The sequence below is a fragment of the Microbacterium sp. NPDC060132 genome (assembly GCF_042729675.1).
In the GTDB taxonomy this organism is placed as follows: Bacteria; Actinomycetota; Actinomycetes; order Actinomycetales; family Microbacteriaceae; genus Microbacterium; species Microbacterium sufflavum.
This window is the reverse complement of the sequence record NZ_JBHWXU010000001.1, coordinates 2093500-2106579: the sequence shown is the minus strand read 5'-3', so window position 1 is coordinate 2106579 and position 13080 is coordinate 2093500. Positions and strand designations below refer to the sequence as shown.

Sequence of the window (13080 nt, the reverse complement as noted above, 5' to 3'; positions counted from 1 at the left end):
CCGTTGCCTCCCCGTTACCTGCCATCCCGTACCATTGAGAGACTGGATGCGTCAGAACCGCGGGGGGTGTAGTTCGTGACCGATGTGATTTCCGTACCGGGCGCTGCGACGGGAGCTCCTGCCGACGACGGCACGCCCACCAGCGTGCTCGCGCCCGCGGATGCGCCCACCGAGACGGTTCCGCCGCACACCGGTGAGCAGCCCCTGGCCTGGGCTCCGATCGAACCGTCTCCCAAGAAGCGCCGCCTCGGCCTGTGGATCGGTCTCGGCGTCGGAGTCGTCCTGCTCGGCGCGGGAGCGGCCTCCGCGATCCTCATCGCACCGGGGACGACCGTCGCGGGCATCCCTGTCGGATGGATGACGCCGGGCGCCGCCGCCGACGCGATCAGCACGCACCTGGCGCAGACGGAGGTCACGCTCACGGGCGAGGGCGACGGCGCGGTCCTCACGGGCGCCGACCTGGGCGCCACGGCCGATGCCACCGCCCTGGCCGATGCCGCCTTCGCCGCCCACCCGCTCTGGAACCTCGGGTCCTGGATGGGAGACCCGGTACCGGCCGACATCACCCTCGACCCCGAGAAGGCCACGGCCGCCCTGCGGGACGCCGTTCCCGCGAGTTTCGTCGACCCGGTCGATGCGGGAGTCGTGTTCGACGCCGCGACCGGCGCGTACACGATCACGCCTTCGGAAGCCGGCACCGGCATCGACCTCGGCGACCTCGGCACGGCGTTCGTCGACGCGGTCGGCGACGGTCGCACCTCCTTCGAGTATCCGGGCGGCCCCGCCGAGGCCCTTCCCTCCGTGAGCGACGCCGACGCGACCGCCACGGCGAGCGAACTCAACACCATGCTCGCCACGATCGGCTTCTACGTCGGCGAGGAGCGCACGGTCCCGATCGACCCCGCCACGGCCGCCTCCTGGCTGACCGTCGTGGACGACGAAGGTCAGCTGCGCATCCAGGCCGACCCGCAGGCGATCCAGGCGACCGTCGACGCGCTTCCGGCCGCGGTCGACCGCGCCCCGGTCAATGCGACCGTCATCGTCGACTCGGCCGGCACCGTGCTGCGCGCCGAGCAGGAGGGCGTCACCGGACGCGCGCTGGGCGACACCTCCCAGATCGCGGAGCAGTTCGCGACCCAGCTCGCCGCCGGCGACGGTGTGTTCGCGCTGACCGTCACCGAGACGCCGTTCGAGACGGTCAACCTGTTCCGTCGCATCGACATCGACCTGAGCTCGCAGCGGGCCACGCTGTACGAGAACAATGCGGTCGTGAAGTCGTGGGCCGTCTCGACCGGGCTGCCCGGCACTCCGACGCCGACGGGCAACTTCAAGGTCTTCGCCCACACGCGCATGCAGGACATGGGCTGCTACCCCGGCGCCCCGTACTGCACCGAGAACGTCCCGTGGATCACCTGGTTCACCACGAACATCGGCTTCCACGGCACGTACTGGCACAACAACTTCGGCAACCGCATGAGCCACGGCTGCGTGAACCTGCCGATCGACCTCGCGAAGTACGTCTACGACTGGTCGCCCGTGGGCCTCGAGGTCTCCGTCCACAACTGACGCACCTCGGGTCCGCGGATACGAGAAGGGGGCGGATGCCGCAGCATCCGCCCCCTTCTCGTCATCTCAGCGCAGGGCGTCGACGATCTCGTTCAGCGTCGCGGACGGGCGCATGACAGCGGCCACGAGCTTCTCGTCCGGACGGTAGTAGCCGCCGATCTCGGCCGGCTTGCCCTGCACCGCGTTGAGCTCGGAGACGATGGCCTCCTCGTTCGCGGCGAGCTTCTCGGCGACCGGGGCGAATGCCGCGGCGAGCTCCGGGTCCTTCGTCTGCTTCGCCAGCTCCTGCGCCCAGTACAGGCCGAGGTAGAAGTGGCTGCCCCGGTTGTCGATCGTGCCGAGCGCCCGACCGGGCGAACGGTCTTCCTCCAGGAAGGTGCCGGTCGCGGCGTCGAGCGTCTCGGCGAGCACGCGGGCCTTCTCGTTGCCCGTGCGGTCGGCGAAGTGCTCGAGCGAGGCCGCGAGCGCGAAGAACTCGCCCAGCGAGTCCCAGCGCAGGTAGTTCTCCTCGACGAGCTGCTGCACGTGCTTCGGGGCGGAGCCGCCGGCGCCGGTCTCGAACAGCCCGCCGCCCGCGAGCAGCGGGACGATCGAGAGCATCTTGGCGCTCGTTCCGACCTCGAGGATCGGGAACAGGTCGGTCAGGTAGTCGCGCAGCACGTTGCCGGTCACCGAGATGGTGTCCAGGCCATGACGCATGCGGGCGAGCGTGTAGCGCGTCGCCTCCTCCGGCGCGAGGATCGTGATCGTGAGCCCCTTGGTGTCGAGTGTCGCCAGACCCTGGTGCACCTTCGCGATGATCTGCGCGTCGTGCGAGCGGTTGGCGTCGAGCCAGAACACGGCGGGCGCTCCGGTCGCACGGGCGCGGGAGACCGCGAGCTTCACCCAGTCCATGACCGGGATGTGCTTCGTCTGGGTCGCGCGCCAGATGTCGCCCTTGCCGACCTCGTGCTCGATGAGCACGGTGCCCTCGCTGTCGAGCACCTGGACGATGCCGTCCTCCGCGATCTCGAAGGTCTTGTCGTGGCTGCCGTACTCCTCGGCCGCCTGCGCCATGAGCCCGACGTTCGGGACGGTGCCGATCGTGGCCGGGTCGAGCGGGCCGTTCGCGATCACGTCGTCGATGACCGCCTGGTAGACGCTGGCGTAGGAGGAGTCGGGGATCACGGCGATCGTGTCGGCCTCCTCGCCGTCCTTGCCCCACAGCTTCCCGCCGTTGCGGACCAGCGCGGGCATGGACGCGTCGACGATGACATCGCTCGGCACGTGGAGGTTCGTGATCCCCTTGTCGGAGTTCACGTACGACAGGCGCGGCCCCTCGGCGATGGCCTTGTCGAACGCGGCGGCGATCTCGTCGCCGTTCGCGACGTCGGCCAGCCCCGCGAGGATCGAGCCGAGGCCGTCGTTCGCGCTGAGTCCGGCTTCGGCCAGCTGCGTGCCGTACTGGTCGAAGACGTCCTTGAAGAACGCCTTCACGACGTGGCCGAAGATGATCGGGTCGCTGACCTTCATCATGGTGGCCTTGAGGTGCACCGAGTACAGCACGTCGTCCGCCTTGGCGGCCTCGAGCGTCTCGGCGAGGAAGGCGTCGAGCTCCTTCGCGGACAGGAAGGTGGCGTCGATGATCTCGCGCGGGAGGACCTTGAGGCCTTCCTTCAGGACCGTGACGGTGCCGTCCTTCGCGGTGTGACGGAACGAGAGGACGTCGTCGTGGGCGGCGACCCACGAGCGCTCGTTGTGCTTGAAGTCGTCGTGACCGAGCGTGGCCACACGAGTCTTCGACCCCTCCGCGAACGGCTTGTTGCGGTGCGGGTGCTTCTTGGCGTAGTTCTTCACGGCCAGCGGGGCGCGGCGGTCGCTGTTGCCCTCGCGCAGCACCGGGTTCACCGCGGAACCCTTGATGCGGTCGTACCGCGCCCGCACGTCCTTCTCCTCGAGCGACGTGGGCTCGTCGGGGAAGTCGGGGATGTCGTATCCCTGCTGCTGCAGCTCGGCGATGGCGGCCTTGAGCTGCGGGATCGACGCCGAGATGTTCGGCAGCTTGATGATGTTGGCCTCGGGAAGAGTGGCCAGGCCACCCAGCTCGGCCAGCGCGTCGCCGACCTGCTGCTCCGGCGCGAGCTTCTGCGGGAAGGCGGCGAGGATACGGCCGGCCAGGGAGATGTCCCGCGTCTCGACCTCGATGCCTGCCTGGCCGGTGTAGGCCTGGATGATGGGCAGGAACGAGGCGGTGGCCAGTGCCGGTGCCTCGTCGGTGTACGTGTAGATGATGGCGTCGTCGGTCACCGGGAGGTTCTCCGTTCACGGGGCGATTTGTCTCGATACCAAGATACCCCGAGCGCGCTCGACGCCCGCCCGCCCGCTGGACGCCTCCCGCCGACGGTGTGCGCCCGCCTCCCCCGGTCCGAAAATGTTCAGCCGGGACGTGTCGAGTCCGCCGGGAGGGGCTAGCCTGGGGGCATGTCCGAACTGCGCATGGTCGAACTCTCCGCTGCGACGATCGTCGCCGTGAACAACCTGTCGCTCAAGCCCGGACAGGAGCAGTTCCTCGCTCCGGTGTCATACGGCATCGCGGCAACCGTGATCAACCCGCAGACGTCGTGGCAGCGCGTCATCCTCGACCGCAACGAGGTCGTCGGCTTCGTCAGCGCGAACTTCGACGACGAGGCCCCCGAGGAGCACTTCCGCTCCGTGCTGTGGCGCATCAACGTCGACGCCGACGACCAGGGCCGCGGGGTCGGTCGCTTCGCGGTCGAGAGCCTCATCGAGGAGGCCCGCCGCCGCGGCGTCGACCACGTCAACGTCATCTACGAGGCGGGCGAGGAGGGGCCGGAGGCCTTCTTCCGTCGCGTCGGCTTCACCCCGGTCGGCGAGACGGCCTACGGCGAGGTCATCGCCGAGATCCGCGTCGAGCCCTGAGACCGGCGGCGGGGTCTCGAATCCCCTCCCCCATCGAGACCCCGTCGCCCCCGGCTGAGCCACCTCCCGTAGCGACTCAGCCGCTCCTCAGTAACGTGTTACCCCTTAGTTGGTATCGTTGTCGTGCCGCAGCTGCGGCCCCCCTCGAAGAAAGCGATACCCATGCTCACCATGCCTCTCTGCCTCTGCGCGCCCAGCGAGACGACGGGAGCGACGCGATGATCACGCACGCCCTCGCTCCCGCGGCACTCGACGCCCTTTCCGCCCTCGCCGTGGGGCGCCGCGGCATCTACCGCGACGACGCGGCCTTCGACGACCTGCTGGCGTCGGCGACCGCCGCACTCGCCGCGGAGGACCCCGACACCGTCGCGGTGATCCGACGCTTCGCGGCCGCCGACGTCCCCGACGGCGCCGTCCTCTTCACCGGCTTCACCGTGGACCAGGAGCAGATGGGGCGCACCCCGGAGGGGTGGCAGCTCGAGTTCCAGAATCAGGACCGGGACCCCGTCACGGAGGCCACGCTGCTCGCCCTCGCCGGAACCGCGGGGGAGATCTTCGCGTTCGCGCGCCAGCACGCCGGCGCCCAGATCCAGAACGTCGCGCCGGTGAAGGGCCACGAATACGACGCGGTCGGCACGGGCAGCCGCGGCTTGCTCGACTGGCACACGGAGGACGCGTTCGACGACGCCCACCCGCACTACGTGGGCCTGCTGTGCGTGCGCGGCGATGTGAACGCCGACACGGCCCTCGCTCCGATCGACCGCGTGGTCCTGAGCCCGGAAGACGAGCGGATCCTGCGCGAGCCCCGATTCCTGCACGGCATCGATAAGGCATCGGGCGGCACGGGACGCCCCGAGGACGGGGTCCGTGGACCGGTCCTGTACGGCGAGGACGGCGAGCGCTTCGTGCGCGTGGACATGGACTGCGCGGCCGCCGTCGAGGGCGACGAGGAGGCGGCCGCCGCGCTGCGGCGCTTCCACGACGCGGCGGACGCCGCCCGTATCGCCGTGAATCTGAAGGCGGGCGACCTGCTGCTGTTCGACAACCGTCGCGTGCTCCACGCCCGGACCAGCTTCGAGCCGCGCTACGACGGCACCGACCGCTGGCTCCAGCGCGTCATCATCACGGGTGACCCCGGCGCGTCGGCCGGACGCCGCACCCGTCGCCCCCGCGTCGTCGAGAACGACCCCGCCGGGCAGTGAGCTCGACCGTTCACGCCGGCGTGATCCGCCTCCGCTATCTGCTGGGTCGCGCACGGCGCATCGACGTGGGTTCGTTGATGCGCCGTGCGCGTGCGGTGGCGGCGCACCATGATCAGCGCACGGTTGCGGTGCTCGTCGACATGCTCAGGGAGGCGGCCTTCCACCAGGTCGGCTTCCAGGACTACGTCGACTACGACTTCGCGATGCTCACGGCGGCGGAGCGCCGCACCATGATGACGCATCCGCTGTCGAATCGGCTGTCCTACCTGTTCGACCACGCCGACTACCGGCACATCTTCCACGACAAGTGGGAGTTCGTGCGCGTGTTCTCTGATCTGTTGGGGCGGGAGTGGATGCTGCTGGACAACGACAATGCGGACGCTCTGCGCTCGTTCGCGGACCGGCACCAGACGCTGATCACCAAGCAGCAGCTCGGGCGCTCCGGCCATGCGATCCACCGGTACCACGGCGCAGACGTCTCCGACTGGGACGCGTTCCACCACCGGCTGATGGAGAACGGCGAGCTGCTCGTCGAGGAGAACATCGTGCAGCACGACGCGCTGTCGGCGGTGTGCCCGGGGACCGTCAACTCCACGCGCATCACGGCGTTCTTCGACGGCCATCGGACGCATATCCTGTCCATCGCCCAGAAGTTCGGTCGCGGCCAGGCCGCCGACCAGATGGACTGGGGCGGCTTCTACACCATGCTCGACGCGGACACCGGGCGCGCCCTCGGCGACGGCTACGACTCGCACGGCAACGTCCACCGATTCCATCCCGACACGGGCTACCGGATCGCCGATTTCCAGTTACCGCTGTACGACGAGGTGATCGCGCTGATCGACCGGGCTGCCCGCCGCGTGCCGCAGGTGCAGTACGTCGGATGGGACGTGGCGGTCACCCCGACGGGTCCCGTGATCATCGAGGGGAACTGGGGCACGGGAGTGTACGAGGTGAAGCCGAGCGTGCTCGGCATCCGCACCGGCCACCGGCCCCGGTTCCAGAAGGCGATGGGATTCTGAACGCCCTGATCCGTGCCCGCCTCTCCCGCGCCGCGCTCGCCTCGAACGCGCACCGTCAGGCAGCGGCGAGCATCGGCGTCCCGGTGATCGACCTGCGCCGGGACGCGTGGGGACACGGCCTGACCTGGGTGGCGGGGATCGCGCACGACGCCGGTATCCGCCACGCGATCTTCGACGCCTCGGCCGGGCGCAGCGCGGCCCGGTCGGGCCTGACCCCGTGCGACGAGCCAGCGACGATCGATTCCGCGCGCCTGTTCGGCTGGCCCGGTGCGGACACGGAGCCCGTGATGCGCGTCGCCGGGCGCGTCCTCTCCACCAAGGAGCTGCGGGCGGGCGAAGGGGTGTCGTACAACCACACGCACCATGCGGGCACCGACACCCGTGTGGCGCTCGTGACCGGCGGGTTCGGCCACGGCATCCCCCGGGCGCTCGGGAACGAGGCCGACGTCGAGATCCGCGGCCGGCTGTTCCCGATCATCGGACGGGTGGCGATGGACGTGTGCGTCGTCGACATCGGTCACGCGCCGATCCGGCACGGTGAGGAGGTCGTGTACTTCGGCGGGCCCGGTCCCGCGCGGCACGCACTGGCCGACTGGACCCGCATCACCGGCTGGACGGCCGCCGAGCTCGTGTGCGCGCTCGGGCTGCGCGCCGCGCGAGAGGAGACACCATGACCCTCCCCCGACTGGTCGTGGATCTGCGCCGACTGCGCGCCAACATCCGCGAAGTGCAGCGCCGGAGCGCGCCCGCCGAGGTCATGATGATCGTGAAGTGCGACGCGTACGGACACGGGCTCGAACGGGTCGTCACGGCTGCGGCCGCCGAAGGGGTGCGCTGGTTCGGGGCGTTCGACAGCGCCACCGCGGTGCGCGCGCGCCGCCGCCGGCCCCGACGCGCGGGTCTTCGCGTGGGTGACCATGACCCGGAGCGAGATCGCGGCGGCGGTGCGCGCGGGCGTCACCCTCGGGGTGGGTGACGCCGACTACCTGGAACGCATCGTCGAGGTGAATCAGCGTCGCCCACAGCCCGTGCACCTCAAGATCGACACGGGTCTGCATCGCAGCGGGATCCGCCCCGAGCAGTGGACCGAGGTGGTCCGGCGGGCGGCGGAGCTGGAGGCCGCGGGAGCGATCAGGGTCGAGGGCATCTGGAGCCACATCGCCGAGGTGAGCGACCGCGACGACGACCTGGCGCGAGCCGCGTTCCGGGAGGCGGTGCAGCGGGCGGAGGCGCTGGGCCTCACGCCGACCGTGCGGCATCTGGCTGCCAGCGCCGCGGGGGCCGCCCGCTCCGAGTTCCGCTTCGACCTGGTGCGCTTCGGGGCCTTCGCGTACGGGATCCGGTCGGTGGGGGCGCCGCCGCCGGACGACATCGCCCTCGCCTCCACGCTGCTCGCCCCGGTGATCCGCGTGGACGCCGAGGCCGTCACGATCGGGATCGGCAGTCTCGACGGCCTCCCCTCGACCCTCGCCGGCTGCTTCGAGGTCGGGACGGCCGCCGGCGCCAGACGCGTGCTGCGGATCGGGCCGACCGAGAGCGTGGTGCGCCCCTGGCCGCGGGCGGCGATCGGCGAGGAGGTGGCCGTGTGGGGGCCGGGCGCCCGCGGGGAGCTCGACGCGACGAGCCTGGCCGAACTCATCGGCACGGTCGGTGAAGAGCTGCTGGTGCGGCTCTCCCCGCTGATCACGCGCGAGTACCGAGCCGGGCGTCGACCCGGTGCGGGCTGATCAGGCGTCGTCGTCCGACCGGGGGCGGCTGCGGCGGCTGCTCCACGCGGCCAGTGCCGAGGCGGCGGCTCCCGCGGCACGGTCGATCGCCTCGACCGAGCGGTTCACCATGTCGTGCGCGGCGTCCTGCCACGCGGGAGTGGTCGGCGCCTCCCCCGCGTGCACCCTGGCCGCATGCTCCGCCGCCTCGAACGCGCGCTCCAGCTCCGCGACCGCGTCGCGGTAGGCGGCGAACTCCGCCGCCGTGATCCGCCCCGTGGTGCCGCGGCGCGCCTCCACCGCCGTGCCCGCGGCACGCAGGTACGCCGCGGTCTCCGGGCGCTTGACGTCGGTCATCGCCGGATACGCGATCTGCAGCGCAGGGTCGGTCTCGTACCGCATCCACCGGGCCGTGACCGCGTCGTGCTCGGCGTACAGCCGCTCCAGCGGCCGCGGCGCCGAGCCGGCCGGGATCGCCGCACGGGCCGCGTTCACCCGCACCCGCCGAGCCCGCACCTCCGCCGACGCCGCGCGTGCGTCGCGCTCCCGCTCCCGCAGCATCCGTCGCGCCCCCGCGACCTGCTCGGCCGTGGCCCGCTGCGCGGCGCGCTCCGCCGTGACCCTCGCGAGATCGGCGCGCGCGATCTTCAGCGTCGTGCGCCGAGCGACCGCCGTCTGCTGCGCGATCCGCAGATCATGTCGGGCCGCGTCGTACTCGAGCCGCCGCCCGCTCCGTGTGCTGCGGCGGCGCAGCCCGATCGCACCAGCGGTCGCGCCGGCGGCGGCGGTCGGCGCGATCCACCACCACTCGGCGAGGAGCAGCACGGGGTCCATACCTCGATGCTACCGACCCGTACCGACGGCGGCGATGCGCCGAGGGCCCGGCCTCCACGGGGAGACCGGGCCCTCCGCGCACGCGGACGCCGTCAGACGAGCGTCTCCTGCCACGCGGCGTGCAGCTGCGCGAACTTGCCGGAGCCGCCGATGAGCGCCTCCGGGGTGTCGTCCTCGATGATGCGGCCGTGCTCCATCACGAGCACCCGGTCGGCGATCGCGACCGTCGACAGCCGGTGCGCGATGATGATCGCCGTCCGGTCAGCGAGCAGCGTCTGCAGCGCGTCCTGGATCAGCCGCTCGGAAGGGATGTCGAGCGAGGCGGTGGCCTCGTCGAGGATGAGCACCGCCGGGTCGGCGAGGAAGGCGCGCGCGAACGAGATCAGCTGTCGCTGCCCCGCCGAGACGCGCCCACCGCGCTTGTTCACGTCGGTGTTGTAGCCGTCGGGCAGCGCCGAGATGAAGCCGTCGGCGCCCACCGCGCGGGCGGCGGCCTTGATCTCGTCGAGCGAGGCGTCCGGCTTGCCCAGGGCGATGTTGTCCGCGACCGTCCCGCTGAACAGGTACGCCTCCTGCGTGACCATCACGATCGCACGACGAAGGTCCTTCGGGTGCAGCGAGCGCAGGTCGACGCCGTCGAGGGTCACCCGACCCTCCGAGGGGTCGTAGAAGCGCGAGATGAGCTTGGCCAGCGTCGACTTGCCCGCACCGGTCGTCCCCACGAGGGCGATCGTCTGCCCGGCCGGGATGTCGAGCGAGAAGTTCGGGAGGATCGTCTTCTCGCCGTTGTACCCGAACGTGACCTCGTCGAACTCGACGTGTCCGCGCGACTCCCACAGGTCCACCGGCTTCTCGGGGTCGGGCACCGTCGGCACCTCCTCGAGCACGCCGGACACCTTCTCCAGCGCCGCGGTCGCGGACTGGTAGGAGTTCAGGAACATCGCGATCTCCTGCATCGGCGCGAAGAAGTTGCGCACATACAGCACGGCGGACAGCAGCACGCCGACCGTGAGGGCCCCCGTCGACACCCGGATGCCGCCCCACAGCACGACGATCCCGAGCACCAGAGCCGCGACGCCCATGAGCCCCGGCTCGAACGTGCCGAACAGCAGCATCGAGCGGCGGTTCACGTCGCGGTAGTCGCCGGCGACCTGCTGGAACGCCTCGTCGTTGCGCGGCTCCTTGCGGAACGCCTTCACCGCGCGGATGCCGGTCATGGTCTCCACGAACTGCACGATGACCTTGGCGCTGATCACGCGCGACTCGCGGTACACCAGCTGCGAGCGCGAGTAGAACCAGCGCATCAGGAAGAACAGCGGCACCCCGCCCAGCGCGAGGATGAGGCCGGACTGCCAGTCCCACACGCACAGCGCGATGAAGGTGAACAGCCCGAACAGCACGCCGGACACGAGCTCGTTCAGGCCGCCGTCCAGCAGCTCCCTGATCGAGTCGAGGTCGCTCGTCTGTCGCGAGATGATGCGCCCCGAGGTGTACGACTCGTGGAACTCCAGGCTCAGCCGCTGGGTGTGCAGGAAGATGCGCTTGCGCAGATCGAGCAGGATCGCCTGCGTCAGCTTCGCCGCGATGATCACGTACCAGGCGATCAGGGCGGCCGCGAGCGCACCGGCCAGCAGGTAGATCCCGCCCACCACGAACGTCGGCATCCAGTCGGTGTTCTCGATCACGGCCGGCAGTGCACGGTCGAGCCCGATGCTGATCAGGATCGGACCGGCGACCTGCAGCGCCGTCGAGATCACGAGCACCACCGCGGCGAGCACGATCTGCGGCTTGAGCGGCCGCACGAGCGAGCCGAGCAGGCGCAGCGACCGCTTGCGGATCGCCCTGCTCTCCTCGCGGGTCAGGCGGGAACGGTCCTCGTCCTGGGTGCCGGTGAGGGTGGAGCTCATCGCTGCACCTCCTTCTCGCTCATCAGATCGTCGTCGGCGGCGTCCTCCCGGAGGCCGTCCTGCACCGCATCGTGGATCTCCGCCTCGGTGTCGCGGATGACCGGGATCGCGCCGGTGCGCGCCGCCTCCTCGGCCTCCAGGCTCGAGATGACGTGACGGTAGTGGCGGCTGGTCTTCAGAAGCTCCGCGTGCGTGCCGACCGCGGTGACCCTGCCGGCCTCCAGCAGCGCGACCCGATCGGCCAGGGCGACCGTCGACGGGCGGTGCGCCACGATCAGCGCCGTGGTCTCGGCCAGCACGTGCCGCAGGGCCTCCTCCACCAGGGCCTCGGTGTCGACGTCGAGCGCCGACAGCGGGTCGTCGAGCACGAGGACCTTGGGCGCGGCGGCGACGGCACGCGCGAGCGCCAGACGCTGCCGCTGCCCGCCGGACAGGCTCAGGCCCTCCTCGCCGATCACCGTCTCGACCCCCTCCGGCAGCGTGTCGACGAACGACGCCTGGGCGACGTCGAGGGCCTCGCGCAGCACACGCTCCCCCTCGTCGCTGTGCATGTCGAGGTCGGCGCGTCCGAGCAGCACGTTCTCGCGCACCGACGCCGAGAACAGCGTCGCGTCCTCGAACGCCATCGCGATGTGCCGACGCAGCTCCGCGAGCGGCAGGTCGCGCACATCGACGCCGTCGAGAGTGACCCGTCCGCCCGTCACGTCGTACAGCCGCGTGGGGAGCGTCGTGAGCGTGGTCTTGCCGCTTCCGGTCAGACCGACGAGCGCCATGGTCTCGCCGGGCCGCAGCACGAGGTCGATGCCGTCGAGCAGGTCGCGCTCCTCGGCACCCGCGTCCTGGTAGCGGAAGTGCGCGCTCTCGAACGCGAGCTCGCCCCGCGGCTCGTCGATGTGCACCGGGTGCTCCGGGTCCGTGATGGTGTTGGTCTCGGAGAAGATCTCGAACACGCGGTCGGTCGCCGTGCGGGCGTCGAGCATGAACGAGAACAGGAAGCCGATCGACTCGATGGGCCAGCGCAGCACCACCGCCATCGCGAAGAAGGCGAACAGCTCCGCCTCGGTGATCGCACCCTGCGAGATCAGCCAGATACCCGACATCAGGCTCAGGCCGAACGCGATCTGCGGCATCAGGTCGAGCCAGAACCAGATGGACGCGATCGCGCCGGCCTTGCTCATCTCGGTCTCGCGCAGCGTCTCCGCCTGACGGCTGAAGCGACGCAGGGCGTGCTTGCCGCGGCCGAACGCCTTCAGCACGCGGATGCCGTGCACGCTCTCCTCGACGCTCGTGGCGAGGTCGCCCGCCTGGTCCTGACTGCGGCGGGTGAGGGCGCCGTAGCGCTTCTCGAACAGGTAGCCGCGGATCCACAGCGGGATCGCGGTCACCAGGAAGATCGTGCCCAGCAGCCAGTGCCAGCGGAACAGCAGCACCGAGCCGATGATGATCGTGAGCACGTTGACCACGAGCAGCACGAGGCCGAACGCGAGCCAGCGGCGGATGAGACCGATGTCCTGCATCATGCGGCTCAGCAGCTGTCCCGACTGCCAGCGGTCATGGAACGCGACCGGCAGCGTCTGCAGCCGCGAGTACAGCTCCGTGCGCATCGTGTACTCGACCTGCGTGGCGGGGAACAGCACGAACTGACGGCGGAGCCACACCATGAGCGCCTCGCCGAGCGCCAGGGCGAACACGGCGGCCGCGCCCCACACGATCGCATCGATGTGACCGGAGCGGACCGGTCCGCCGATGATCTGCTCGAGCACGATCGGGATCATCAACGCGATGAGAGCGGCGGCGAGCGCGCTCGCGGCCCCTCCGGCGAGACGCCAGACGACCGGCTTCACGAAGGGCTTGAGCCGCCACAGCGCGGCGGGGGTGGACAGGGTGGACGACGGATTGTGCGCGGAAGACGAGGAAGACATGT

At 70.6% G+C, this 13080-nt stretch carries 11 protein-coding genes; 7 read left to right on the top strand and 4 right to left on the bottom strand.

Annotation, left to right across the window (positions count from 1 at the left end; genetic code table 11):
- Nucleotides 1-75 precede the first annotated feature (75 nt).
- Nucleotides 76-1566, top strand: a complete 1491-nt coding sequence (locus ACFWCH_RS10295; RefSeq protein ID WP_247638477.1) for a L,D-transpeptidase family protein — start codon at nucleotides 76-78, stop codon at nucleotides 1564-1566.
- Between the two features lie 66 nt (nucleotides 1567-1632).
- On the opposite strand, the gene ACFWCH_RS10290 is transcribed toward ACFWCH_RS10295, so the two are convergent.
- Nucleotides 1633-3852 (bottom strand): NADP-dependent isocitrate dehydrogenase, encoded by a 2220-nt coding sequence (locus ACFWCH_RS10290; protein ID WP_136030999.1) that lies wholly within the window; start codon nucleotides 3850-3852, stop codon nucleotides 1633-1635.
- Between the two features lie 174 nt (nucleotides 3853-4026).
- Between ACFWCH_RS10290 and ACFWCH_RS10285 the strand changes: the two genes are divergently transcribed.
- The 6 genes from ACFWCH_RS10285 (at nucleotide 4027) to ACFWCH_RS10260 (ending at nucleotide 8436) form a co-directional block, all read left to right on the top strand.
- Nucleotides 4027-4485, top strand: coding sequence for an N-acetyltransferase (locus ACFWCH_RS10285; protein ID WP_136031001.1), 459 nt, complete (start codon nucleotides 4027-4029; stop codon nucleotides 4483-4485).
- A 218-nt stretch (nucleotides 4486-4703) separates the two neighbouring features.
- Nucleotides 4704-5687: a TauD/TfdA family dioxygenase gene (locus ACFWCH_RS10280; RefSeq protein ID WP_136031003.1), complete on the top strand. Its 984-nt coding sequence runs from the start codon at nucleotides 4704-4706 to the stop codon at nucleotides 5685-5687.
- Nucleotides 5684-6709 (top strand): sugar-transfer associated ATP-grasp domain-containing protein, encoded by a 1026-nt coding sequence (locus tag ACFWCH_RS10275; protein ID WP_247981355.1) that lies wholly within the window; start codon nucleotides 5684-5686, stop codon nucleotides 6707-6709. Before ACFWCH_RS10280 ends, ACFWCH_RS10275 begins: the two co-directional genes overlap by 4 nt.
- An 83-nt stretch (nucleotides 6710-6792) precedes the next feature.
- Nucleotides 6793-7383: an alanine racemase C-terminal domain-containing protein gene (locus ACFWCH_RS10270; protein ID WP_378803483.1), complete on the top strand. Its 591-nt coding sequence runs from the start codon at nucleotides 6793-6795 to the stop codon at nucleotides 7381-7383.
- Nucleotides 7380-7685 carry an alanine racemase gene (locus tag ACFWCH_RS10265; RefSeq protein WP_378803482.1) on the top strand — a complete coding sequence of 102 codons (306 nt, stop codon included), beginning with the start codon at nucleotides 7380-7382 and terminating at the stop codon, nucleotides 7683-7685. The genes ACFWCH_RS10270 and ACFWCH_RS10265 overlap by 4 nt, the downstream gene beginning before the upstream one ends.
- Nucleotides 7627-8436, top strand: coding sequence for an alanine racemase (locus ACFWCH_RS10260; RefSeq protein ID WP_378803481.1), 810 nt, complete (start codon nucleotides 7627-7629; stop codon nucleotides 8434-8436). The genes ACFWCH_RS10265 and ACFWCH_RS10260 overlap by 59 nt, the downstream gene beginning before the upstream one ends.
- Here the strand turns inward: ACFWCH_RS10260 and ACFWCH_RS10255 are convergent, their stop codons facing one another.
- The 3 genes from ACFWCH_RS10255 to ACFWCH_RS10245 form a co-directional block, all read right to left on the bottom strand.
- On the bottom strand, nucleotides 8437-9249 hold the full coding sequence (locus tag ACFWCH_RS10255) for a hypothetical protein (RefSeq protein ID WP_136031008.1): 813 nt from the start codon (nucleotides 9247-9249) through the stop codon (nucleotides 8437-8439).
- Nucleotides 9250-9341: 92 nt separating this feature from the next.
- Nucleotides 9342-11156 carry an ABC transporter ATP-binding protein gene (locus ACFWCH_RS10250; protein WP_378803480.1) on the bottom strand — a complete coding sequence of 605 codons (1815 nt, stop codon included), beginning with the start codon at nucleotides 11154-11156 and terminating at the stop codon, nucleotides 9342-9344.
- Nucleotides 11153-13078: an ABC transporter ATP-binding protein gene (locus ACFWCH_RS10245; RefSeq protein ID WP_136037202.1), complete on the bottom strand. Its 1926-nt coding sequence runs from the start codon at nucleotides 13076-13078 to the stop codon at nucleotides 11153-11155. The genes ACFWCH_RS10250 and ACFWCH_RS10245 overlap by 4 nt, the downstream gene beginning before the upstream one ends.
- Between the last annotated feature and the right edge of the window lie 2 nt (nucleotides 13079-13080).